A 22722-nucleotide genomic window follows, 5' to 3' on the forward strand; every position below is an offset into this window, starting at 1 on the left:
TGCGCGGGCCGGACGTCCCCCCGGCCAGTTTGTGCGCTATTTTACCAGAAGGCTTACTTCCATTCATCGTCTACCCTGAGCGTCAGCACACGCTCATCGCGCAGCTGGCGGAACCAGGACGCTGATTTCTTTGCCCGCCGTGCGCGTTGATTTTCAAGGTCGATCTCAATCAGCCCGTAGCGGTTTTTAAACGCGTTCATCGGGGAGACATTGTCGGTGAAGGCCCACAGCATATAACCGTGACAGTTCGCCCCCGCCTCCCGCGCCAGCAGCGTGTAGTAGAGATGTTCGCTGATAAACGCGATACGGTACGTGTCGTCAATGACGCCGTCACGATTGCGATACTGCGCTTCGTTCTCCACGCCCATCCCGCTTTCCGCCACAAACCAGTCAATGTTGCGATAGTCGTTTTTAATCCGCATCGCCATGTCGTAAATAATGCGCGGAAAGATCTCCCAGCCGCGGGAGGTGTTCATACGCCGTCCGGGCAGCTCAAACGGCTCGTAGTAGTACGCCGGATGGAACGGCGTCTCCGGGTGCCAGGCGCGGGACGGGGCTTTGACGCGATGCGGGTAATAGAGGTTAATGCCCAGCTCATCGACGGTGTTGTCGGCAATCAGCGCCAGCTCGTCAGCCGTGTAGTCCCACTGCACCTGATGCTGCGCCAGCAGGGTAAAGAGCGCCTGCGGATAGCGCCCATGCACCAGCGGGTCGAGAAAGACGCGGTTGTAGAACAGATCGTACATCTCTGCCGCTCGCACGTCATGCGGCGCGCGGGAGCGCGGATAGGTCACTTCCGGGTTAAGAATACAGCCCACCGTGCCGTCATACCCTTTCTCGCGAAACAGCTTCACCACTTTCGCCGTCGCCAGCACCTTATGGTGGTTCCACTGCATCCAGGTGCTGGTGCTCTGCTCATAGGGCCAGCGCAGCGCGTCAAGGTAGACGCGCGTCTGGACCACAATCGGTTCGTTGAAGGTAAACCAGCGGGTGACTTTGCCGTGAAAGCGCTCAAATACCTTTTCTGCATAGCGAACGAACAGCTCGACGACGTGCTTTGACGCCCAGCCGCCGTAGGTCTCCAGCAGCACGCCCGGCAATTCGTAGTGTTCCAGGCAGATCATCGGCTCAATGCCTTGACGGTGCATTTCATCGAACAGCGCGTCGTAATACGCGGCGTACTCTTCATCTACCGTCGCATTTTCATAGTCGGTTAAAAAGCGCGACCAGTTGATCGAGGTGCGATAGTGCGTCAGTCCCGCCTGCTTCATCAGCGCTACATCTTCGCGGAAGCGATTGATAAAGTCGGTTGCCACCGCCGGACCATAGCCGTTGTGCCAGACGTGACGATCGTTCATGTACCAGAGATCGATCCACGAATCCTGCCCCGGCTTTTTGCCGCTCCAGCCCTCGGTCTGCCAGGCCGATGCCGCCGCGCCCAGAATAAAATCTTGCGGTATGGCTATCTGTTTTGTGCTCATCGTATCCTCATGCGTTATCGGTGGCTTGTTGCAGTGCGGCCTGCTCTGCGCGGCGTGAAGCAATTTTCACAAACGGCAGATAGATAATCACCGCGGTCACGATGCAGATAAACTGGGTGATGACCGCCCCCATGGAGCCCGCCGTTGACAGCCAGGCGTTGATCAGCGGCGGCGTGGTCCAGGGCACCATTACCACGGCTTTCCCGGCAAATCCGGTCACGGTGGCAAAGTAGCCAATCGAGCCCGTCACCAGCGGCGTGATGATGAAGGGGATAGCCAGGATCGGGTTGAGCATGATTGGCATACCGAAGATCACCGGCTCATTGATATTAAAAATACCCGGCCCGATGGAGAGCTTGGCTATCTCCTTCATCTCTTTACGTTTGGTGGCAATCATGACGGCTATCAGCAGGCCGATGGTCAGGCCGGAGCCGCCGATGCTCATATAGACGTCCCAGAACGGCATGGTGATGATGTTTGGCACCTCTTTGCCCTGCTCGAACGCGCTCATGTTAACGGTGATTGCCCCCAGCAGCAGCGGCTCGCGGATCGGCTTGATCATCTGGTTGCCGTGAATACCAATCACCCAGAACAGCTGGGCGACAAACATCAGCAGCAGGATCCCCGGCAGGCTTTGCACCACGCGCTCCAGCGGCTGTTGCACCACCTGATAAACCGCGTCGTAGAGATACATGCCGGTAACCTGATGAAACACGAAGCCAAAGGTGGCGATGGCGGTGGTGGTGATAATGGCCGGGATCAGCGCAGAGAACGACGCGGCAACGTTCGGCGGCACCGTGTCCGGCATCCTGATTTTCAGCCCCTTGCGGTTTTCCAGCCAGCAGTAGATCTCCACCGACAGGATGGCGATAAACATACCTAGGAACAGGCTGCGGGTATCTGAGAACTGGCGCAGCAGCACATCTTTCACCACGTGCATCTCACCGTCCACCAGCATTTCCACCGTGGTCGGCGTCACGCAGATAAAGCAGATCACCGCCAGCAGGCCGGGGAACAGGGACTTAATGCCGTTAATACGCCCCAGCTCAATGCCGATTAAAAACACCGCGCCGATGTTGAGAAAATTCAGCGTGGCATAGTTGAGCGCGCTGGTGATCGGCTTTAAGGCCGCGAGAAACGACAGCGACTGAAAGCTCGCCAGACCGTTTTTCGGATCCAGCACCATATTGGAGATCAATACCGAGAACGCCCCCACTATGATGACTGGCATTAAGGTAATAAACGCAGACTTGATCGCCTGGATATAGCGATAGCTGTTGAAGGTAGTGGCAAAACTGCCCAGAGCGTCGATCAGTTTTTCCTGAAATGCCATAGGGTAATACCTCAGTAAAAGGGCTTTTATTGAATAAGGTGTACAGCCGGATACTATTGGTATGCCAAAAATAGCGTCCACAGGCGATTTGTTCTGTGATTAAGCTCCCAACGCCGTTAGAGGTATTCCAGATTATGATTTATCACCATTTTGGTATACCAATGACAGGCATTTATTCCGCGGGCGAGGATCGTTACTGAAAAGCGTGATCGTTATGGGGTTTTGTCCTTCCCACGTCGCTTATGCGCCGGATGGTCTGTGTTAAACTGCAAACCATTACGTGGAAACAGGAATTTCGAATGGCAACAATGCTGGATGTCTCACTGCGTGCGGGCGTGTCGAAGGCCACCGTTTCGCGCGTGCTGAACGGCACAGGTCAGGTTAAAGAGAGCACGCGCCAGCAGGTATTTCGCGCGATGGAGGAGCTGGGCTATCGTCCGAACTTTCTCGCGCGCTCGCTGGCTAACCAGACCAGCAACAGCATCGGTCTGGTCGTCTCGACGTTCGACGGTTTTTACTTTGGTCGTTTGCTACAGCAGGCGTCACGGCAGACCGAAACGCACGGTAAACAGCTGATTGTTACCGACGGTCACGATGCCCCTGAACAGGAAGAACTGGCGGTGCAGATGCTCGCCGACCGCAAGTGCGACGCCATCGTGCTGTACACGCGTTACATGAGCGAAAAGACGATCCTGAAGCTGATCAACAGCGTGCAGACGCCGCTGGTGATCATTAACCGCGAAGTGAGCCAGGCGGCGGATCGCTGCGTCTTCTTTGAACAGCAGGACGCAGCCTTCAAAGCGGTGGATTACCTGATAAGCCAGGGCCATCGGGAGATCGCCTGTATCACCGTCCCGATCCACACCCCAACGGGTAAAGCGCGGCTGATGGGCTACCGTAAGGCGCTGGAGAAGCACGGTATTCGTCTCGATGAGCGGCGGATTAAATACGGCGATGCAGGCATGACGCGGGGTTACGAGCTGTGCAAGGAGCTGATTGCGGAAAAGACATCGTTCAGCGCCCTGTTTGCCTGTAATGATGATATGGCCCTGGGCGCCTCCAAAGCATTACACCAGGCCGGGCTGAAGATCCCGCAGGATATTTCGCTGTTTGGTTTTGACGATGCCCCCAGCGCAAAGTGGCTGGAGCCTGCCCTGTCGTCGGTGTATTTGCCGATCGACAACATGATCGTGACGGCGATCGACCAGGCGATCCGGCTGGCAAAAAACCAGCCGGTTGAAGCGATCCCACCGTTCACCGGCACGCTGGTGTTACGCGATTCGGTGACAACAGGGCCCTGGTTTAATCAGACCAGCTCTAACGCCAGCAATTCCTGAATGGTCTGGCGACGGCGAATCAGCCGCGCCACGCCATTATCAAACAGCACTTCCGGCAGCAGCGGACGGCTATTGTAGTTCGAAGACATAGACGCCCCGTATGCACCGGTATCATGCAGCACCAGATAATCTCCCGGTTTTACCTCTGGCAGCGAACGGGTTTCGACTTTCCCGCCTTCCTGCTGAGTAAAGACGTCACCGGATTCACACAGCGGGCCGGCAACAACGGTCTCGATGCGCTGGGCGTTGACCAGATCGCGGCCATCGGCGGCAAGCGCGGTGATGTGATGATAGCTGCCGTACATGGACGGGCGCATCAGGTCGTTGAAGCCAGCATCAATCAGCACAAAGTGACGGCTTCCCATCTCCTTCACGCTCCGCACCTGCGCCACCAGCACGCCAGCTTCGGCGACCAGGAAACGACCCGGCTCAATCTCCAGCTTCACCGCATGGCCCAGATGAGCGGCGATGCTGTCACGCGCGGCGCTCCACAGGCCGTAATAGTGATCCGTGTCGATCGCCTCCTCCCCTTCGCGGTAAGGGATCGAAAGCCCTCCCCCGGCGGAGATCGCCTCCAGATCCTGACCAAAATCGATAACCTGACGCACCATCGCGCCACAGACCTGCTCAAGATGGCCATAATCCACGCCGGATCCGATATGCATGTGAATACCCACCAGCTTAAGGTTGTAACGTTGTAAAACCTCCAGCGCCGCAGGCATATCGGCATACCAAATCCCGTGCTTGCTGTTTTCGCCCCCGGTGTTGGTTTTCTGACTGTGACCGTGACCAAAGCCCGGGTTGATGCGCAGCCAGACGCGATGGCCCGGGGAAACCTGCCCAAGCTGTTCCAGCATATCCACCGAACCGGCATTCACCGGGATTTGCAGCTCGTGCACGCGCGCCAGCGTGGCGTCGTCTATCAGGTCAGCGGTGAAGACGATCGCGTCGCTATCGGCCTTTGGATCAAACCCGGCCGCCAGCGCACGTTCGATTTCACCCAGCGATACGGAGTCAACCTTCACGCCCTGCTCGAGCATCATGCGCAGAATATGAATATTGGAGCAGGCCTTCTGCGCAAAACGCACCACGTCAAACTGATGCAGCGCGGCGATTTTCTCGCGAACAATCTGCGCATCGTAGACCCACACCGGACAGCCGAATTCGGCAGGCAGGCGCAGCAGGTTATCGGCGTTTAAATCGGTTTCGGTCTGGTTGAGGGGGCGTGGCATGGTCGTCTCCGGTATTCTGTTTTTTATCATTACGCCATAGCCTGAAGAGAATAAAAAATATCGTTTTATCGTGAGTCTATGCAAAAATGATATGGACCACGCTCAGCCATCAGGTGCCCTATGCCCGCCGTTAACCTACGCCATATCGAGATTTTTCATGCGGTGATGACCACCGGCAATCTCACTGAAGCCGCGCAGATGCTGCACACCTCGCAGCCGACGGTCAGCCGCGAGCTGGCGCGTTTTGAGAAAGTGCTGGGGCTGAAGCTGTTTGAACGCACCCGCGGCAGGCTGCATCCAACGGTGCAGGGTTTACGTCTTTTTGAGGAGGTTCAGCGCTCCTGGTACGGGCTGGACAGGATCGTGAGCGCGGCGGAGAGCCTGAGGGAGTTTCGCCAGGGCGAGCTGTCCATCGTCTGCCTGCCGGTCTTTTCTCAGTCATTCCTGCCGGTACTGCTACAGCCGTTTCTGGCCCGCTATCCGGAGGTCAGCCTGACCATCGTGCCGCAGGAGTCGCCGCTGCTGGAGGAGTGGCTTTCGGCCCAGCGCCACGATCTGGGTCTGACCGAAACCCTCGTCACGCCAGCGGGAACGGAACGCACGGAGCTGCTCTCGCTGGATGAGGTCTGCGTGCTGCCTGCCAGCCACCCGCTTGCTTTCAAAGCAGTTCTGACCCCGGCAGATTTTCACGGTGAGAACTATATCAGCCTGTCGCAGACCGACAGCTACCGGCAGCTTCTGGATGGCCTGTTTGCCGAACATCAGGTGAAGCGGCGGATGGTGATGGAAACGCACAGTGCGGCATCAATTTGCGCGATGGTGCGCGCGGGCGTGGGTATTTCGGTGGTGAACCCGCTCACGGCTATGGACTACGCCAGCAGCGGCGTGGTTCTGCGCCGTTTTAGCGTTTCCGTTCCCTTTACCGTAAGCCTGATCCGCCCGCTGCACCGGCCCGCCTCAGCGCTGGTTGATGCCTTTAGTGAACACCTGATTGCGCACGCGCGTCAGGTGGCGCTTCGCTTACCTGACCTGCAAAAACCTTTATAACAGCATAAACTCCACCGCATCCGCGGCATGGATGGCGGCGGTATCGAAGACCGGTATCGGGCTTTGGTCTGCCGGCACCAGCAGGCCAATTTCGGTACAGCCGAAGATAACCCCTTCCGCCCCCTGCTGCGCCAGTTTCTCAATCACGCTGACGTACCAGGCGCGCGACGTTTCGCTGAAGGTGCCCAGACACAGCTCATCAAAAATAATCTGGTTAATGCGCCCCCGGTCAGCCTCTTCCGGAATCAGGCTTTCAATCCCGAACTGGCCGCTCAGCCGCCCGCGGTAAAAATCCTGCTCCATGGTGTAGCGCGTCCCCAGCAGCGCCACGCGCGTCATGCCGGCGGCACGTATGGCACGCCCGGTGGCATCCGCGATATGTAAGAACGGCAGCGAACAGCGGTCTTCAATGTGCGACGCCACCTTATGCATGGTGTTGGTACACAGCAGAATACCCTGCGCGCCCGCACGCTCCAGGCCAAGTGCGGCGTCCGCCAGAATCTGCCCGGCTTTGTCCCACTCCCCGCTCGACTGGCAGGCTTCTATTTCATGGAAATCCACGCTGTGCAGCAGCAGGCTGGCCGAATGCAGACCGCCCAGACGCTGTTTGACGCCTTCATTAATCAGGCGGTAGTACGGGATCGTTGATTCCCAGCTCATGCCCCCTAACAGACCGATCGTTTTCATCTTTCCTCCTGTACGTTTCACCCAGTGAAGCAAACTTGTGATCGCCTCTCCAGTTATTTGGCTAAACGTTTTCTTTTCGCTGCGGCTGAGATAAGTTAAATGAAACAATGTTTCATTACATAACAGGGCGAAAATATGTTTATTTTCCATAAAGAGACCACGCTTGAGGATTTGGGCAACGGCGTGACGCGTCGTATTCTGGCGCACGATGGCAGGATGATGGCGGTGGAAGTGAATTTCGAGCAAGGTGCGATTGGCCCGCTGCATAACCACCCGCATGAGCAGCTCACCTACGTTCTCTCGGGGGAATTTGAGTTCACCATTGGCGAGGAAAAGCATGTGGTAACGGCGGGCGACACTCTCTATAAAAAGCCGCACGTGATGCACGGCTGCGTTTGCCTCAAACCCGGCACCTTGCTGGATACCTTTACGCCGGTACGCGAGGATTTCCTGAAATAATAAAAGGCGCTCATCAGAGCGCCTTTTTTCATGTTATTCCGTAACCGGCTCAGGAAGTTGTTCCGGCAGCGGGTTGCGGGAGCGCATTGCTTCGCGCAGCAGCACGCTGCCACAGGCGAACAGCCCACCCAGAATACCCGCCAGCAGCACGATCAGTGCTTTGCCCGGGCCATCTTTTTTCACCGGCATAGAAGGAGAGAGCTGGTATTTGAACGGCTCCAGGCTCACGTCTTCGAAGGAGAGTTTTTGCAGCTGCGCCAGATAGTATTCGCGGTTCTGGAAATCGGCGTTCAGCTCAGAAACATCCTTCAGATTTTTTTCAATCTGCAATTTCTGCGCAATCCCGTCCGCGCCGAGCGCGACGGAGTAATCCGGATCGTCTTTCACCGCTTGTCCGTTACTGTAAACCGGCTTTTTGATCCCTGCCGCGTTCGCCACTTCCAGCGAGTAGTTCAGGCGTTGCAGGTTGGTATTATGGATATTGGTCAGTCGAACCCGATCCAGCTCCAGCTGCTGCTGAACCGTTTTGGTTCTCAGGATCAGCTGATCGCGGATGTTTTGCATGGTCTCCTGCTCGACGATGCGGGAAATGTACTGAATGTAACCATTCAACACTTTCTGCGCGTCCTCTGCCGTTGGGGCAGTGAAGCTTAACGTCCAGGAGAGATACGGTGCTTTATCAGCATTTTTTTCCTGGGTGTTATCAATAGCCTTCATCTTTTCGGCGATATTGACCACCGCGCGGTGCAGCTCCAGCGGGTCAACCTCGGCGCCATCGAGCTGAGCCATCACGTAAGGAGAGCTCTTCATGTACTCTTCAAGCAGGGACTGAGACTGAAACTTTTTGATAAACAGATTAAATACATCCGCACGGGTAACTTTAACGTCCACATCAAGCACCTGCAGCGTCACCATCATCTGGCGCAGCGAACTCCACTGCGTCTGTTCCGCTGGCGTAATGACCGCTTTACTGGTCCATTTTTGCGGTATCAGGAAGGCGATTGCCAGGCCGACCAGTGCAAATGCAAACACAATGGTAATGATGCGTTTTTTTGCTGCCAGCAGGACGTCCAGCAGACCCAGGAGATCTATTTCTTTAGCGCTGACCGCCGGGGGAGCATAGTGAGGAAAGTTGAGATCCGTATGTTGTTTGAAATCCATTGCTGACATAACTGTTCTTCTTTTAAGGATGCAGTGAAATTCTGCCTGACTGGTTCCGGTTTAAGAAATCATACAAGAATGTAAGAATTATCTGAATGCCGAATTGGTACATCTGTAGACCTGCTATCAGATCTGGTAGTTAGCCACGCTGCGTGACTATTGTTTTTCCCGTTTCCACTTGTGCTTCGTATCGCCTCCTCGCAGTCCCGACGAACGTCCGTGAAAAGGCAAAAATGCCACCTCCCTCACTATATTGAAACAGCGTTTCGACGCTGATCACATTTCCATCATTAAGCGAATGACGCAGAAATAAATCGCAATAATATAAAATAAAACGATGTTTTAGTATCCAAGAACGGCGGTTCAGCTCTTTTGAAACCCAACGCATTTAGCGCAAAGAGGAAGGAAAAAAAGCGTTAAAAAACAATTTTATATTTAGCCGACGCCAGATATTGCACCCTAAAACTCAGCTCTCATGCCGCGCGATGCGGGCCTGGGAAGATGTAACAAAGCAGATTCCGTTTTAAACCATTGATCGCCAGGTAGGTATGTATGAATGAAAACAAGCTGCTGGGGCTCGCATGGATATCACCCTACATCATCGGGTTGATACTCTTTACGGCATTCCCCTTCGTCTCATCATTTTTCCTCAGCTTTACGGATTACGATTTGATGAGTCCGCCGGTGTTTAACGGCATCGAAAACTATCGCTACATGTTTACCGAAGACACGCTCTTCTGGAAATCAATGGGCGTGACCTTTGCATACGTATTTTTAACCATTCCGTTAAAGCTCGCCTTCGCATTAGGGATTGCCTTTGTCCTGAACTTTAAATTACGTGGCATCGGATTTTTCCGTACTGCCTACTATATTCCGTCGATCCTCGGCAGTTCCGTCGCCATTGCCGTATTGTGGCGCGCCTTATTTGCGATCGATGGCCTGCTGAACAGCTTTATCGGCGTATTTGGTTTTGACCCGGTGAACTGGCTGGGTGAACCGTCACTGGCGCTAATGTCCGTTACCCTGCTGCGCGTCTGGCAGTTCGGTTCCGCGATGGTCATCTTCCTGGCCGCGCTGCAAAACGTACCGCAGTCCCAGTATGAAGCGGCGATGATCGATGGCGCATCGAAATGGCAGATGTTCATGAAGGTGACCGTGCCGCTGATTACGCCGGTGATCTTCTTCAACTTCATCATGCAGACCACGCAGGCGTTCCAGGAATTTACCGGGCCGTACGTGATCACCGGCGGCGGGCCGACCTATTCGACCTACCTGTTCTCGCTCTACATCTACGACACCGCGTTTAAGTATTTCGATATGGGTTATGGCGCGGCGCTGGCGTGGATCCTGTTCCTGGTGGTGGCCGTCTTCGCCGGTATCGCCTTTAAGTCGTCGAAATACTGGGTGTTCTACTCCGCCGATAAAGGAGGCAAAAATGGCTGATATTCAACAACTCTCCACGGCAAGAAGCATCGCCGAACGCGAAGTAGCCCGCACGCTGCGCAGAGAGAAAATCAATGCCACCGTTCGCTATGCGATCCTGCTGTTTGTCGGCCTGCTGATGCTTTACCCGCTGGTGTGGATGTTCTCCGCGTCGTTCAAACCGAACCACGAGATCTTCACCACCCTGAGCCTGTGGCCTGCCCATGCCACCTGGGACGGCTTCATCAACGGCTGGAAAACCGGCACCGAGTACAACTTCGGCCACTACATGCTGAACACCTTTAAGTATGTGATCCCGAAAGTGATCCTGACCATTATCTCTTCCACCATCGTGGCGTATGGCTTTGCCCGCTTCGAGATCCCGTGGAAGAAGTTCTGGTTCGCCACGCTCATTACCACCATGCTGCTACCCAGCACCGTGCTGCTGATCCCGCAGTACCTGATGTTCCGTGAAATGGGCATGCTGAACAGCTATATGCCGCTGTACCTGCCGCTGGCCTTCGCCACCCAGGGGTTCTTCGTCTTCATGCTGATCCAGTTCCTGCGCGGCGTCCCGCGTGACATGGAAGAGGCGGCGCAGATTGACGGCTGTAACTCCCTTCAGGTGCTGTGGTACGTGGTTGTGCCGATCCTTAAACCGGCCATTATCTCCGTCGCCCTGTTCCAGTTCATGTGGTCCATGAACGACTTTATCGGGCCGCTGATTTATGTCTACAGCGTGGATAAATACCCGATTGCACTGGCGCTGAAAATGTCCATCGACGTCACCGAAGGGGCGCCGTGGAACGAAATTCTGGCAATGGCGAGCATCTCCATTCTGCCATCCATCATTGTCTTCTTCCTGGCACAGCGCTACTTCGTACAGGGCGTCACCAGCAGCGGAATTAAAGGTTAAGAGGGAAATACCATGGCTGAAGTTATTTTCAACAAGCTGGAAAAGGTCTACTCCAACGGTTTTAAAGCGGTACACGCTATCGATCTTAAAATCGCCGAAGGGGAATTCATGGTGATCGTCGGCCCATCCGGCTGCGCCAAATCCACTACTCTGCGCATGCTGGCGGGACTGGAAACCATCAGCGGCGGCGAGGTGCGTATCGGCGACAAGATCGTGAACAACCTCGCGCCGAAAGAGCGCGGGATTGCGATGGTGTTCCAGAACTACGCCCTCTATCCACACATGACGGTGCGCGAGAATCTGGCCTTTGGCCTCAAGTTGAGCAAGCTGCCGAAAGATCAGATTGAGTCCCAGGTGAATGAAGCCGCCAAAATTCTTGAGCTTGAAGAGCTGCTCGACCGCCTGCCGCGCCAGCTTTCCGGCGGCCAGGCGCAGCGCGTGGCGGTAGGCCGTGCGATTGTGAAAAAACCGGATGTGTTCCTGTTCGATGAGCCGCTTTCAAACCTCGACGCCAAACTGCGCGCCTCGATGCGTATCCGTATTTCCGACCTGCATAAGCAGCTGAAGAAATCCGGAAAACCGGCCACCACCGTTTACGTGACCCACGACCAGACCGAAGCGATGACCATGGGCGACCGCATCTGCGTGATGAAGCTCGGCCATATCATGCAGGTGGATACGCCGGACAATCTCTACCACAAGCCGAAGAACATGTTCGTGGCGGGCTTTATCGGCGCGCCGGAGATGAATATACGCAAAAGCGTGCTGGTCGAAAAAGCGGGACAGCTGCACATCGCCATTGGTGATGAAACCATGCCGCTGAACGCGGAGAAGCAGGAGAAAGTCGCCGCTTACGCGGGTAAGGAGATCTTCTTCGGCGTGCGCCCGGAATTTGTGTCGCTCTCTGATGAGCCCTTCCCGAACGGCGGCTGTAGCGGGGAGATGGTGCGCGTTGAGAACATGGGCCACGAATTCTTTGTGTACCTGAAGGTCGCGGACTACGAACTGACCGCCAGAATCCCGTCCGATGAAGCTAAACCAATGATTGATAAGGGACTTCATCGTAAGGTGTATTTCACGTTTGATATGAATAAGTGTCATATTTTTGACGCAAAAACTGAACAGAACCTCTCTCTCTGATGGAGTGATAAAAATGAAAAAAGTGCTTTTAAGCGCAGCTATCTCCGCGACCCTGGGCCTTACCGCTTTGCCATCGATGGCGCAGAATGTGGATTTACGGATGTCCTGGTGGGGCGGCAACGGCCGTCACCAGGTCACCCTGAAAGCGCTGGAGGAGTTCCATAAGCAGAACCCGGACATCAACGTGAAAGCGGAATACACCGGCTGGGACGGTCACCTCTCCCGTCTGACCACCCAGATTGCGGGTGGAACCGAGCCAGACGTAATGCAGACGAACTGGAACTGGCTGCCGATCTTCTCCAAAACCGGTGACGGCTTCTACGATCTGAACAAGTTGAAGGAGGTGATCGACCTGTCGCAGTTCGATCCCAAAGAGCTGCAAACCACCACCGTGGATGGCAAGCTGAACGGCATTCCGATCTCGGTGACGGCGCGGGTGTTCTACTTCAATGACGAAACCTGGAAAAAAGCGGGTATTGCGTACCCGAAAACCTGGGACGAGCTGATGGCGGCCGGTAAAACCTTCGAGAGCAAGCTCGGTAAGCAATACTACCCGGTGATCCTCGAGCACCAGGATACGCTGGCGCTGCTTAATTCGTACATGATCCAGAAGTACAACATTCCTGCGGTGGATGAGAAAACCAAAAAGTTCAGCTACACAAAGGAACAGTGGGTGGAGTTCTTCCAGACCTACAAAAAGCTGATCGACAGCCACGTCATGCCGGACACCAAATACTATGCCTCGTTTGGTAAGAGCAACATGTATGAGATGAAGCCGTGGATCCAGGGAGAATGGGGCGGCACCTATATGTGGAACTCCACCATCAACAAATATTCCGACAACCTGAAGCCACCGGCGAAACTGGAGCTGGGCAGCTACCCAATGCTGCCGGGCGCCACCGACGCGGGCCTGTTCTTCAAACCGGCGCAAATGCTGTCGATTGGTAAGTCGACCAAAAACCCGGAAGCGGCGGCGAAGCTGATTAATTTCCTGCTCAACAGCAAAGAAGGGGTCGATACGCTGGGCCTTGAGCGTGGCGTACCGCTGAGCAAAGTAGCGGTGCAGTATCTGACTGAAGACGGCACCATTAAAGAGGACGATCCTTCCGTGGCAGGCCTGCGTCTGGCGCAGTCGTTGCCGGCGAAACTCACCGTCTCGCCATACTTTGACGACCCACAGATTGTGGCGCAGTTCGGTACTTCTTTGCAGTATATCGACTACGGGCAGAAAACCGTGGAAGAGACGGCCGCTGACTTCCAGCGTCAGGCGGAGCGTATTTTGAGACGTGCGATGCGGTAAACACTAAGCCGCTTACCGGGCCTACACGGTATCGTAGGCCCGGTAAGCGAAGCGCCACCGGGCAATTACATTACACGCCGATATTACGTAGTTTCTCCCCTCTCATCAGCTTGCGTTCAATATGCTCCAGGGTCACGCCCTTGGTTTCGGGGATCAGCCAGAAGGTCACACCGATAAACGCCACGTTCAGCACCGTATAGAGCCAGAAGGTGCCTGCCGCGCCAATCGCATCCAGCAGTGTCAGGAAGGTCGCGCCAATGATCATGTTCGACACCCAGTTGGTGGTGGTGGAACAGGTGATACCAAAGTCGCGGCATTTCAGCGGCTGTATTTCAGAGCACAGGATCCACACCACCGGCGCGGCGCTCATCGCGTAACCGGCGATACACATCATGGTCATGCCCACGGAGAGCCAGGAGAGGCCGCTTGACGCCGTGCCGTTATCGAACTGCATCAGGCAGTAGCCAAGGATTAAGGTGCCGAGCGCCATCACGCTAAAGCCAATTTTCAGGGCGGGTTTACGTCCGGCCTTATCAACGGTGAACACCGCGATAAAGGTGGCGAACATAAAGGTCAGCCCCACCACCAGCGTGGCGATCATCTGCTGTTCGGTGGTGGTAAAACCGGCCATTTTAAAAATGCGCGGGGCGTAATACATAATGATGTTCATCCCCGTAAACTGCTGCATCGCCTGTAACAGCATGCCGAGGAACACCGCGCGGCGCACGTTGCGGTTCGCCTTAAACAGGGACCAGCCGCCCTGCTTCAGCTTCAGGCTTTCGCGGATTTCGTTCAGCTCTTCACGCGCTTTTTCAGACGTGTCGCGCAACATGCGCAGCACCTCTTCCGCCTCCACGTGACGCCCTTTTTGCGCCAGCCAGCGCGGGCTGTTCGGCAGGAAAATGACTAACACAATCAGCACCAGCGCAGGCAGCGCCAGCACGCCAAGCATTGCCCGCCAGTTGCCGCTGTAGCTGAAGTACGTATCCGACAGAAACGCCAGCACGATACCGAGCGTCACCATCAGCTGATACATACTGATCATCTTCCCTCGCACGTTCTCACTTGCCATTTCAGAGAGATAAAGCGGCGCGGTGTAGGACGCGATACCCACCGCTACGCCAAGCAGCACGCGTGAAAGCAGCAGCACTTCTATGTTTGTCGCAAACGCGGAGCCGATGGAGCCTGCGACGAACAGGATCGCCCCAACCATCAGGCTGTATTTGCGCCCGAGACGGAACGACAGCCAGCCGTTAAACAACGCGCCGATGGCCGCGCCCAGCATCATGCTGCTCACCACCCACTCTTGCAGGCGGTTGCTTAACGTAAAGTGGTCGGTAATAAAGGGCAGTGCGCCAGCGATAACGCCGATATCCAGACCAAACAGTAGACCGGCTACGGCGGCCGCAACAGAAACAAACTGGTTCATGCGTCGGGTATCGCGCAGCGCAGCGGGCATAAGGGTAGAGTCATTTATAGATGTCATAGTTTCCTGCCTCAACAGCGAAATTCGTTAAGTGAAATTACGAGATACCGGAAGAAAGTGTCAGGTCGGAACTGGTGAAGATATGGATTATTTCGCTACGACATACCGTTCTGTGATGGACATTACAATTTCAAATCAGGGTGGTTTAACCTTATTTTTTATTAATTAGTTAATATTTAAGCAATAAATGTGTGATACCCGTCATTTATTCCTTTTTAGTATGGATTTTTCATCTTTAAGGATATGGATAAAGCCAATTTTGGCGCAAAAAAAACCTCCACCCGAGGGCAGAGGTTCTTTATTAAGGCTGAATTAACGTGCCAGCCAGCCGCCGTCAACGGCGACGGTATAGCCGTTAATGTAATCCGAAGCCGGAGAAGCCAGGAACACAACCGGGCCCATCAGATCGCTCGGCAGACCCCAGCGACCCGCTGGAATACGTTCCAGAATTGCCGCGCTGCGCTCTTCATCAGCACGCAGCTGCTGGGTATTGTTGGTGGCCATGTAGCCCGGCGCAATCGCGTTGACGTTGATATTGTGCTGCGCCCACTCGTTCGCCAGCAGACGGGTCACGCCCATCACGGCGCTCTTCGATGCGGTGTAAGACGGTACGCGGATGCCGCCCTGGAAAGAGAGCATGGAGGCAATATTGATGATCTTGCCGCCTTTCCCCTGCGCGATGAAGTGCTTCGCAGCCGCCTGGGACATAAAGAACACGCTCTTGATGTTCAGGTTCATCACGTCGTCCCAGTCCGTTTCGCTGAAGTTAATCGCATCTTCACGGCGAATCAGGCCCGCATTGTTGACCAGAATATCGATATGCCCGAACTCCGCCACCGCGCGATCCAGCAGTTCAGGGATCGCATCGATTTTGCGCAGGTCCGCGGTCAGGCTCAGGAAACGACGGCCCAGCGCGGTGACGCGCTCGATGGTTTCCGTTGGCTCTACGATGTTAATCCCGACGATATCACAGCCCGCTTCCGCCAGACCTAACGCCATACCCTGCCCCAGCCCGGTGTCACACCCGGAAACCACAGCCACTTTACCCTGCAGAGAAAATGCATCCAGAATCATGTTTGTTCCTTAATCGTTCAGCGCCTGTCACCAACAGGCAGATGTGTGCTTAACTGCCTGCGACTAGCGCAGATCCTTAACAGCGACGTGGTCCATGTCATCGAAGACCTGGTTTTCACCGACCATACCCCAGATAAAGGTATAAGCTTTCGTTCCCACGCCAGAGTGGATGGACCAGCTTGGCGAAATGACCGCCTGCTCGTTGTGCATCACGATATGGCGAGTTTCCTGCGGCTGTCCCATCATGTGGAACACGCAGGCATCTTCATCCATGTTGAAGTAGAAATAGACTTCCATGCGGCGCTCGTGGGTATGGCACGGCATGGTGTTCCACAGGTTGCCCGGCGCAAGCTCGGTCAGCCCCATGCTGAGCTGGCAAGTTTCCAGCACATCCGGTACGAAGTATTTATTGATGGTGCGGCGGTTGCTGGTGAGGTTGTCACCAAGGGTCACCGGGGCAACGTCCGCTGGCGTGACTTTTTTGGTTGGGTAAGTCGTATGAGCCGGGGCGCAGTTGTAGTAGAACTTCGCCGGTTTGCTGCCATCGATGCTGGCGAACACCACTTCTTTCGCGCCTTTTCCGACGTACAGCGCGTCACGGTGACCAATTTCGTAGCACTGGCCATCGACGGTTATGGTGCCCGGCCCGCCAATGTTAATCACGCCCAGTTCACGGCGTTCGAGGAAGTAGCTCACGCCCAGCTGTTTGCCCACTTCACCGCCCACGGAGACGGTTTTCGCCACCGGCATAATCCCGCCCACAATAATGCGGTCAATATGGCTGTAGACCATGGTGTACTTGTCGGCTTCGAACACTTGCTCAACTAAAAACTCACTGCGCAGCCCCTGAGTATCCAGCGTTTTTGCGTGCGCACTGTGGATGCTTTGTCTGACGTCCACGTAAACCTCCAGAATTGATCGTGCCCGAAGGCAAAGATGAATAACGAAACAATGTTCCGTTTTCGTGATGAACACATATTATCCCCTGTACATGGGGTTTTCAATTACATTTAAAACAACGTTTCATTTTTTCTGTATGTTTATGCCAGAAATGGTGTTTCGATCACGATAAATCTTTAAGCCCCTCAATCTGGCTAAAGAAACTGAGAATTTGCGCTGTCAGTCACACACAATGAAACAATGTTTTGATAATTTAACACCTAGTTTTCAACCTATATTACGCGTTCAAAGGAGTGCATTATGGCTAAAGGTATGCGGGTCAAGCTGAACTACGAGGTCAGCCGCGATCCGGATACAGGCGTGGAAGTTACCCGCCTGACCCCACCGGAAGTAACCTGTCATCGCAACTACTTTTACCAGAAGTGCTTCTTTAACGATGGCAGCCACCTGCTGTTCGCCGGGGAGTTCGACGGTCACTGGAACTATTACCTGCTGGATCTGAAAAACGCCGAAGCGGTGCAGCTGACCGAAGGCGCGGGCGATAACACCTTTGGCGGGTTCCTCTCTCCGGACGATCAATCCCTCTACTATGTGAAGAACGATCGCACCCTGCTTGAGGTGGATTTAAAGACGCTGGCAGAGCGCGAAGTGTACCGTGTCCCGGAAGAGTGGGTTGGCTACGGCACCTGGGTCGCGAACAGCGACTGCACCAAACTGGTGGGTATTGAGATTGCCAGACGTGACTGGACGCCACTCAACGACTGGAAAATTTTCCACGACTTCTTCCACAAAGGGCCGCACTGCCGCCTGCTGCGCGTTGATCTAAAAACGGGTGAAAGCACCACCATCCATGACGAGAAGATCTGGCTGGGACATCCGATTTATCGCCCGTTCGATGACAATACCGTGGCCTTCTGTCATGAAGGGCCACACGACCTGGTTGACGCCCGCATGTGGCTGGTCAACGAAGATGGCAGCAACGTGCGGAAAGTGAAAACGCACGCGGAAGGGGAAAGCTGCACGCATGAATTTTGGGTGCCGGACGGGTCCGCGCTGATCTACGTCTCTTACCTGAAAGGTCAGCAAGGGCGCACCATCTCCCGCTTCAATCCGGACACCGGCGTGAATGAAGCGGTAATGAACATGCCCGCCTGTTCGCACCTGATGAGCAATGTTGACGGCACCATGCTGGTTGGCGACGGTTCCGGCACGCCTGTCGATGTGAAAGACACCGGCGGCTACACCATTGATAACGATCCTTATCTGTATGCCTTTGACGTGGCGAAGAAAGCCTATTACCGCATTGCCCGTCATGACACTTCCTGGGCTACGGTGGCGAACAGCCGCCAGGTAACCCACCCGCATCCGTCCTTCACGCCGGACGAAAAAGCGGTGCTGTACAGTTCCGATAAAGACGGCAAACCAGCCCTCTATATCGCGAAACTCCCCGAGCAACCTGAAATGTTGCATGCCTGAATGAGTTAGTGTTTCTGTAACTGGCCTTGCCCTCCGATTCGGAGGGCTTTTTTTTGGGTGATTGCGGCGCTTTTTGCCGGGTGGCGCTAACGCTTACCCGGCCTACGAAACGACTGATTGGAGAGAAAGTGTAGCCGGGTAAGCGCATCGCCATCCGGCATACGAAACGACGGAGTGGAAGGAAAGTGTAGGCCGGGTAAGCGCAGCGCCATCCGGCATACGAAACGACGGAGTAGAAGGAAAGTGTAGGCCGGGTAAGCACAGGGCCATCCGGCATACGAAACGACGGAGTGGAAGGAAAGTGTAGGCCGGGTAAGCGCAGCACCACCCGGCATACGAAACGACGGAGTGGAAGGAAAGTGTAGGCCGGGTAAGCGCAGGGCCATCCGGCATACGAAACGACGGAGTGGAAGGAAAGTGTAGGCCGGGTAAGCGCAGGGCCAGTCGGCATACGAAACGACGGAGTGGAAGGAAAGTGTAGGCCGGGTAAGCGAAGCGCCACCCGGCGGTTTTTAGCGAAGAAGCCGGATTATCAGAAGGAGTACGCCACGCCTAAACGGAAACGGGTCTGGCGTTCGTCAGTGTCTTTAACCCCCACGTTGCCCACCTCAACATACGGTGCCCAGTTTTTATCCCATTTGTAGGCGAGCTTGGCGTTATATTCATTGGAATAATCTTTATTGTTATTTCGGGCCACGCCTTCAGAGCTTTTCGCGTAAACATAGTTCAACTCGGTACGCCAGTCACCTAATACCCAACCGACCCACGCATCACCACGGTTAACTTTATCATCGTCCTTATTTGAGCTTGACGGGTAGCGGGTATATTCATAACGGTAACGCGCGGCCACGTAGAAGCCATTATCGAAACTATATTGCACATGCAGATTCGGTTTATAAATGGTACGACTGTCTGTGCTTTCAATCGTAAACGCAGGCGTCAGGGCGATATTGTCTGTCGCTTTCCAGCGCCAGCTAATCTGATCTTCGTGACCGTTCCCCACCACATCCGCGAATGGCTGATCTGCCTTGTCCCCGCCTGATTTCCACTTCGCCTCGACTGAAAAACCGAAGCCATTATCAAAGCGGTGCGAGACGGCAACACGGTCGGCATTCGAGCCGCTGTCAATATATTCGTGACGCAGATCGACGGTAACGGCGCTAACCGCAAAAGAGGCACTAATAAGGGAAGCAAGGAGCAGAGATTTCTTAAACATGAAAAAACCCTCAATTAAAATAATGTTTCGTTTTTATGAAACTTGAGTTTATTTTTTATGTACCGTTATTTTAGTGACAAGGATCGAAATTATTTGTTTCATTTTTTTTGGCAAAGATCGACGTGAACCTCATCAACAAAAAAGGCGTATAACGCATAAATTCCAGGCGTGAGATCACACTAAGAACTTCACAAAGCGAATAATTCACCGCGCAATAATTATTGTGGGCTTAAGAAAGAACGCAGAAGTGTTAAAAAAGGATTCTGCAGACATAAAAAAACCTCCCGAGGGAGGCTTTCTGTGCGCAGAGGGGGAAATTACCGTTCGATAGCCAGGGCTACCCCCTGCCCTCCGCCAATGCAGAGCGTTGCGATCCCTTTTCGGGCGTTACGCTTTTTCATTTCGTGGACTAGCGACACCAGAATGCGGCAGCCGGAAGCGCCAATAGGATGACCGAGCGCGATCGCACCGCCGTTGACGTTGACCCGCAGCGGATCCCATTCCAGCATTTTCCCGACCGAGATCGCCTGTGCAGCAAAGGCTTCATTGACTTCAATCAGATCTACATCGTTCAGCTGCCAGCCCGCCCGCTCAAGACAGCGGCGCGTGGCATAGACCGGGGCGATCCCCATTAACGCAGGATCAACACCCACGCTGGCAAACGCTTTGATGCGCGCCAGTACCGGCAGCGCCAGCTCCTGGGCTTTGCTTTCACTCATCATCATCACCGCCGCCGCACCGTCGTTAATGGATGATGCGTTACCTGCCGTTACAGAACCGAGCGTTTCGAAGGCCGGATCGAGTTTTGCCAGCCCTTCTGCGCTGGCATCGGTGCGCGGCTGCTCGTCGGTATCAACGATGAGCGCTTCGCCGTTCTGGCGCAGGGTACTGACCGGGACAATTTCATCGCGAAAACGGCCGGAGTCGATCGCCGCACGCGCTTTTTGCTGCGAGCTAAGCGCATACGCATCCTGAAGCTCGCGGCTGATGCCGTATTCCCGCGCCAGGTTTTCCGCCGTTACGCCCATATGGTAGTCGTTGAAGGCGTCCCACAGCCCGTCATGAACCAGGCTGTCAAGCAGTTGACTGTTCCCGAGCTGCGCGCCGGTCCGGCTGTCGGTCAGGACATGCGGGGCGCGGCTCATGTTTTCCTGCCCTCCGGCAATGACCACGTCCGCTTCACCGCACTGGATGGCCTGCGTCGCAAGGTGGAGCGCTTTTAAACCTGAACCACAGACGTCGTTGATGGTAATCGCCGAAACGGTATTAGGCAGGCCGCCCTTCAGCGCCGCCTGGCGCGCAGGGTTTTGTCCCGCGCCAGCGGTCAGCACCTGGCCGAGGATCACCTCATCAATTTCATGTGCGGCAACCCCGCTGCGTTCCACCAGCGCTCTTACCACCACGCTGCCGAGATCAACCGCAGAGTGACGCGCAAGCGCTCCCTGAAAACAGCCGATAGCCGTACGTAACGCACCCACTATAACGACATCTTTCATCACGACCTCTGTGCAAAATGACATGACGATAGTAGAGGATTGTTATCAACAATTGACGCAAATGTTTAAAATTAGTGAGTTTAGTCACAGGATTATCGTGCGTCCTGCAAGTACTGGCGCAGCCAGCTTCCGGCGACGCCGGGCGGGGTTCTTTTGTTCCATACCAGATCGATGGCAATCGACCTCGGCCAACCCGGCACGTTCAGCTGCACCAGCGATTTCGATGCGGCAAATTCGTCGACCAGCGCGCAGGGTAACGCGCACCAGCCAAAGCCCTGTACCGCCATGCTCAGCAGCAGCAGGTAGTTCGGCGCAGACCAGACCGGCCCGCGCGCAAGGGGCGCTTCCCGTTCAAGATAGGTACTCAGCCGCAGCTCGCGCCAGCCATGCAGCTCGTCCGCCTGCGTCTCATGTTGCCCTGCCAGAGGATGTCCGGCAGAAACGTAAATAGCCATCCGCGTCTGCATAGGCAGACGGGTCGCGCCAATATCGGTCGGGTAGCTGTCGCGTGCTTCCGTCAGGCCAATTTGCGCCCGCTCCTTTTGCAGCAGATCGATCACGTCCTCCTCTTCCCCAATCAGGCACTCAAATTCGGTGTGCGGAAAACGCTGGTCGAACTGGCTCATCATCTCTTCCAGCACGGCCGGGTTAAGCGTATCGGAGAGAACAAAGGTAAAACGCGCCTCCGTTTGCGCCGTTAAGGATACGGCCAGCTCATCAAGGCGCGCGCTGGCGGCGAGGATTGACTGGACATAGCCCAGCACCTGTTCACCCTGGGCGGTTAACACCGGGTGACGGCCCGAGCGATCAAACAGCTCAAAGCCAAGGTCAGCTTCAAGGTTGGCGATGGAGGTGCTGATGGTGGACTGGCTTTTACGCAGCCGTCGTGCCGCAGCTGAAAACGAACCTGCGGCGACAGTTTCAACAAACGCGGTCAGTGCTTCGGGAGAATAACGCATGATGTATCTACTTTATCGATGGATACCATCTTTTATATATCACCTTAAGCGATAAGAATAGGCCGCATCAACGCCCATACTGGCGTCTATATGAGGTAAATATGCAACATCAGGATGCACTCCAACGTAAATTGCCGGAGCGGATCTTCCATGCCGTCTGTTTTGAAGGTATTGCTACGGCGATCCTCGCCCCTACGGCCGCGTGGCTAATGCAGCGCTCGGTGGTTGAAATGGGGGGTCTCACTATTATTCTGGCGACCACGGCAATGCTCTGGAACATTATCTATAACTTTGGCTTCGACCGTTTCTGGCCTGTCCAGCGGGTGAAGCGCACGGCAAAAGTGCGCGCCCTGCATGCGCTGGGTTTTGAATGCGGCTTTATTGTGATTGGCGTAACCATCGTTGCCGCCGTGCTGGGCGTGACGCTGCTCCAGGCCTTCACGCTGGAGATTGGTTTCTTCCTGTTCTTCCTGCCGTACACCATGCTCTACAACTGGGCGTATGACACCCTGCGGGAGAAAATTATCAAGCGCCGCCAGCAACGTCGCGCCCTGGCAAGCGAATGACCTTCCGGCCGGAGACCTTCTCCGGCCCAACCCC

At 55.0% G+C, this 22722-nt stretch carries 20 protein-coding genes; 9 read left to right on the forward strand and 11 right to left on the reverse strand.

Annotation, left to right across the window (positions count from 1 at the left end):
• Positions 1 to 53: 53 nt before the first annotated feature.
• Together ACOTX2_RS13750 and ACOTX2_RS13755 are read right to left on the reverse strand one after the other, a co-directional pair.
• Positions 54 to 1481: a glycoside hydrolase family 1 protein gene (locus ACOTX2_RS13750; RefSeq protein ID WP_023298517.1), complete on the reverse strand. Its 1428-nt coding sequence runs from the start codon at positions 1479 to 1481 to the stop codon at positions 54 to 56.
• A gap of 7 nt (positions 1482 to 1488) precedes the next feature.
• The gene (locus ACOTX2_RS13755; protein ID WP_006811828.1) at positions 1489 to 2814 is read right to left on the reverse strand and encodes a PTS sugar transporter subunit IIC; all 1326 of its coding nucleotides are present in this window, start codon (positions 2812 to 2814) and stop codon (positions 1489 to 1491) included.
• A 299-nt stretch (positions 2815 to 3113) separates the two neighbouring features.
• On the opposite strand from ACOTX2_RS13755, the gene ACOTX2_RS13760 reads away from it, so the two are divergent.
• Entirely contained in the window at positions 3114 to 4151 is a 1038-nt protein-coding gene (locus ACOTX2_RS13760) for a LacI family DNA-binding transcriptional regulator (protein WP_022649245.1), read from the forward strand.
• Here ACOTX2_RS13760 and lysA read toward each other — a convergent pair.
• Positions 4121 to 5383, reverse strand: coding sequence for a diaminopimelate decarboxylase (gene lysA, locus ACOTX2_RS13765; RefSeq protein WP_063147426.1), 1263 nt, complete (start codon positions 5381 to 5383; stop codon positions 4121 to 4123). The genes ACOTX2_RS13760 and lysA overlap by 31 nt on opposite strands.
• Before the next feature lie 120 nt (positions 5384 to 5503).
• Between lysA and ACOTX2_RS13770 the strand changes: the two genes are divergently transcribed.
• Complete coding sequence (locus tag ACOTX2_RS13770; RefSeq protein ID WP_022649247.1) at positions 5504 to 6430, forward strand: LysR family transcriptional regulator; 927 nt, start codon at positions 5504 to 5506, stop codon at positions 6428 to 6430.
• Here the strand turns inward: ACOTX2_RS13770 and ACOTX2_RS13775 are convergent.
• Entirely contained in the window at positions 6425 to 7117 is a 693-nt protein-coding gene (locus tag ACOTX2_RS13775) for an aspartate/glutamate racemase (RefSeq protein WP_063147425.1), read from the reverse strand. The genes ACOTX2_RS13770 and ACOTX2_RS13775 overlap by 6 nt on opposite strands.
• A 135-nt stretch (positions 7118 to 7252) precedes the next feature.
• Between ACOTX2_RS13775 and ACOTX2_RS13780 the strand changes: the two genes are divergently transcribed.
• Positions 7253 to 7576 carry a cupin domain-containing protein gene (locus ACOTX2_RS13780; RefSeq protein WP_022649249.1) on the forward strand — a complete coding sequence of 108 codons (324 nt, stop codon included), beginning with the start codon at positions 7253 to 7255 and terminating at the stop codon, positions 7574 to 7576.
• 33 nt (positions 7577 to 7609) lie between these two features.
• Here the strand turns inward: ACOTX2_RS13780 and wzz(fepE) are convergent, their stop codons facing one another.
• Positions 7610 to 8746, reverse strand: coding sequence for an LPS O-antigen length regulator Wzz(fepE) (wzz(fepE), locus tag ACOTX2_RS13785; RefSeq protein WP_023298520.1), 1137 nt, complete (start codon positions 8744 to 8746; stop codon positions 7610 to 7612).
• A gap of 543 nt (positions 8747 to 9289) precedes the next feature.
• On the opposite strand from wzz(fepE), the gene ACOTX2_RS13790 reads away from it, so the two are divergent.
• Genes ACOTX2_RS13790 through ACOTX2_RS13805 form a run of 4 tightly spaced genes read left to right on the forward strand, consistent with a single transcriptional unit; the run spans position 9290 to position 13515 of the window.
• Positions 9290 to 10180, forward strand: coding sequence for a carbohydrate ABC transporter permease (locus ACOTX2_RS13790; RefSeq protein ID WP_003862825.1), 891 nt, complete (start codon positions 9290 to 9292; stop codon positions 10178 to 10180).
• Positions 10173 to 11075 (forward strand): carbohydrate ABC transporter permease, encoded by a 903-nt coding sequence (locus ACOTX2_RS13795; RefSeq protein WP_022649251.1) that lies wholly within the window; start codon positions 10173 to 10175, stop codon positions 11073 to 11075. The genes ACOTX2_RS13790 and ACOTX2_RS13795 overlap by 8 nt, the downstream gene beginning before the upstream one ends.
• A 12-nt stretch (positions 11076 to 11087) precedes the next feature.
• Positions 11088 to 12215, forward strand: coding sequence for an ABC transporter ATP-binding protein (locus ACOTX2_RS13800; RefSeq protein WP_038416631.1), 1128 nt, complete (start codon positions 11088 to 11090; stop codon positions 12213 to 12215).
• A 13-nt stretch (positions 12216 to 12228) separates the two neighbouring features.
• Positions 12229 to 13515, forward strand: coding sequence for an ABC transporter substrate-binding protein (locus ACOTX2_RS13805; protein ID WP_023298522.1), 1287 nt, complete (start codon positions 12229 to 12231; stop codon positions 13513 to 13515).
• A 70-nt stretch (positions 13516 to 13585) separates the two neighbouring features.
• Here the strand turns inward: ACOTX2_RS13805 and ACOTX2_RS13810 are convergent, their stop codons facing one another.
• The 3 genes from ACOTX2_RS13810 to kduI all read right to left on the reverse strand — a co-directional run bounded on the left by ACOTX2_RS13810 (position 13586) and on the right by kduI (position 16975).
• Positions 13586 to 15001, reverse strand: a complete 1416-nt coding sequence (locus ACOTX2_RS13810) for a sugar porter family MFS transporter (RefSeq protein ID WP_022649253.1) — start codon at positions 14999 to 15001, stop codon at positions 13586 to 13588.
• Positions 15002 to 15313: 312 nt separating this feature from the next.
• Positions 15314 to 16075 (reverse strand): 2-dehydro-3-deoxy-D-gluconate 5-dehydrogenase KduD, encoded by a 762-nt coding sequence (gene kduD, locus ACOTX2_RS13815; protein WP_003862835.1) that lies wholly within the window; start codon positions 16073 to 16075, stop codon positions 15314 to 15316.
• Between the two features lie 63 nt (positions 16076 to 16138).
• Positions 16139 to 16975, reverse strand: coding sequence for a 5-dehydro-4-deoxy-D-glucuronate isomerase (gene kduI / locus ACOTX2_RS13820; protein WP_017382863.1), 837 nt, complete (start codon positions 16973 to 16975; stop codon positions 16139 to 16141).
• A 300-nt stretch (positions 16976 to 17275) separates the two neighbouring features.
• Between kduI and ACOTX2_RS13825 the strand changes: the two genes are divergently transcribed.
• Positions 17276 to 18451, forward strand: a complete 1176-nt coding sequence (locus ACOTX2_RS13825; protein ID WP_022649254.1) for an oligogalacturonate lyase family protein — start codon at positions 17276 to 17278, stop codon at positions 18449 to 18451.
• A gap of 532 nt (positions 18452 to 18983) precedes the next feature.
• On the opposite strand, the gene ACOTX2_RS13830 is transcribed toward ACOTX2_RS13825, so the two are convergent.
• The 3 genes from ACOTX2_RS13830 to ACOTX2_RS13840 all read right to left on the reverse strand — a co-directional run bounded on the left by ACOTX2_RS13830 (position 18984) and on the right by ACOTX2_RS13840 (position 22122).
• On the reverse strand, positions 18984 to 19667 hold the full coding sequence (locus tag ACOTX2_RS13830) for an oligogalacturonate-specific porin KdgM family protein (RefSeq protein ID WP_022649255.1): 684 nt from the start codon (positions 19665 to 19667) through the stop codon (positions 18984 to 18986).
• Positions 19668 to 19984: 317 nt separating this feature from the next.
• A complete protein-coding gene (locus ACOTX2_RS13835) occupies positions 19985 to 21163 on the reverse strand; it encodes an acetyl-CoA C-acetyltransferase (RefSeq protein ID WP_032626064.1) in 1179 nt (392 codons plus the stop codon).
• A gap of 92 nt (positions 21164 to 21255) precedes the next feature.
• Positions 21256 to 22122 (reverse strand): LysR family transcriptional regulator, encoded by an 867-nt coding sequence (locus ACOTX2_RS13840; protein WP_032626067.1) that lies wholly within the window; start codon positions 22120 to 22122, stop codon positions 21256 to 21258.
• A gap of 101 nt (positions 22123 to 22223) precedes the next feature.
• On the opposite strand from ACOTX2_RS13840, the gene ACOTX2_RS13845 reads away from it, so the two are divergent.
• Complete coding sequence (locus ACOTX2_RS13845) at positions 22224 to 22688, forward strand: multidrug/biocide efflux PACE transporter (protein WP_022651793.1); 465 nt, start codon at positions 22224 to 22226, stop codon at positions 22686 to 22688.
• The last annotated feature ends 34 nt before the right edge of the window (positions 22689 to 22722 follow it).

The sequence above is a fragment of the Enterobacter cloacae complex sp. IR5412 genome (assembly GCF_049237385.1).
Classification (GTDB): Bacteria; Pseudomonadota; Gammaproteobacteria; order Enterobacterales; family Enterobacteriaceae; genus Enterobacter; species Enterobacter intestinihominis.

Coding starts and splice junctions, on each gene's coding strand:
- ACOTX2_RS13800 (WP_038416631.1), top strand. CDS start 11,088: ATGGCTGAAGTTATTTTCAACAAGCTGGAAAAGGTCTACTCCAACGGT.
- ACOTX2_RS13845 (WP_022651793.1), top strand. CDS start 22,224: ATGCAACATCAGGATGCACTCCAACGTAAATTGCCGGAGCGGATCTTC.
- ACOTX2_RS13780 (WP_022649249.1), top strand. CDS start 7,253: ATGTTTATTTTCCATAAAGAGACCACGCTTGAGGATTTGGGCAACGGC.
- ACOTX2_RS13755 (WP_006811828.1), bottom strand. CDS start 2,814: ATGGCATTTCAGGAAAAACTGATCGACGCTCTGGGCAGTTTTGCCACT.
- ACOTX2_RS13795 (WP_022649251.1), top strand. CDS start 10,173: ATGGCTGATATTCAACAACTCTCCACGGCAAGAAGCATCGCCGAACGC.
- kduD (WP_003862835.1), bottom strand. CDS start 16,075: ATGATTCTGGATGCATTTTCTCTGCAGGGTAAAGTGGCTGTGGTTTCC.
- ACOTX2_RS13805 (WP_023298522.1), top strand. CDS start 12,229: ATGAAAAAAGTGCTTTTAAGCGCAGCTATCTCCGCGACCCTGGGCCTT.
- ACOTX2_RS13825 (WP_022649254.1), top strand. CDS start 17,276: ATGGCTAAAGGTATGCGGGTCAAGCTGAACTACGAGGTCAGCCGCGAT.
- ACOTX2_RS13840 (WP_032626067.1), bottom strand. CDS start 22,122: ATGCGTTATTCTCCCGAAGCACTGACCGCGTTTGTTGAAACTGTCGCC.
- ACOTX2_RS13770 (WP_022649247.1), top strand. CDS start 5,504: ATGCCCGCCGTTAACCTACGCCATATCGAGATTTTTCATGCGGTGATG.
- ACOTX2_RS13790 (WP_003862825.1), top strand. CDS start 9,290: ATGAATGAAAACAAGCTGCTGGGGCTCGCATGGATATCACCCTACATC.
- ACOTX2_RS13830 (WP_022649255.1), bottom strand. CDS start 19,667: ATGTTTAAGAAATCTCTGCTCCTTGCTTCCCTTATTAGTGCCTCTTTT.
- lysA (WP_063147426.1), bottom strand. CDS start 5,383: ATGCCACGCCCCCTCAACCAGACCGAAACCGATTTAAACGCCGATAAC.
- ACOTX2_RS13750 (WP_023298517.1), bottom strand. CDS start 1,481: ATGAGCACAAAACAGATAGCCATACCGCAAGATTTTATTCTGGGCGCG.
- ACOTX2_RS13775 (WP_063147425.1), bottom strand. CDS start 7,117: ATGAAAACGATCGGTCTGTTAGGGGGCATGAGCTGGGAATCAACGATC.
- ACOTX2_RS13835 (WP_032626064.1), bottom strand. CDS start 21,163: ATGAAAGATGTCGTTATAGTGGGTGCGTTACGTACGGCTATCGGCTGT.
- ACOTX2_RS13760 (WP_022649245.1), top strand. CDS start 3,114: ATGGCAACAATGCTGGATGTCTCACTGCGTGCGGGCGTGTCGAAGGCC.
- ACOTX2_RS13810 (WP_022649253.1), bottom strand. CDS start 15,001: ATGACATCTATAAATGACTCTACCCTTATGCCCGCTGCGCTGCGCGAT.